Consider the following 338-nt stretch of genomic DNA (forward strand, 5'->3'; position numbering starts at 1 on the left):
ATTCGAAGTGTGATTTATACAACCAATGCCATTGAACGAACGATCAAAGAGATTCGGAAACGTCTAAAGCCGATGAACAGTTTGAGCAGTTTAGAAGCCGCGGAAAAAGTCGTGTATTTGACCATCCAAGATTTTAATGAGAAATGGGCAGGGCGAAAGTTAAGAGGATTTGCCGAAGCACAGGAAGCCCTCGAGCGAATGTTTGAAGAACGTTACAATTAACCAAATAATGTAAATATCAAACCAATACGATAAGGGGATTCTCCCTTTCTGCGCAATAGACTGAATATTCAGTCCCTCGTGTGGAGGAAACTAGTCCCCTATCCATTCCAAATCCA

The 338-nt window shown here is 41.7% G+C and carries 1 protein-coding gene; it reads left to right on the forward strand.

What is annotated here, in order from left to right:
• Nucleotides 1–222, forward strand: a 222-nt coding sequence (locus VU18_RS18825) for a transposase (protein WP_047757613.1), incomplete at its 5' end; no start/stop codon positions are given.
• Nucleotides 223–338: the final 116 nt, after the last annotated feature.

This window comes from Geobacillus sp. ZGt-1 (genome assembly GCF_001026865.1).
Taxonomy (GTDB): domain Bacteria; phylum Bacillota; class Bacilli; order Bacillales; family Anoxybacillaceae; genus Geobacillus; species Geobacillus thermoleovorans.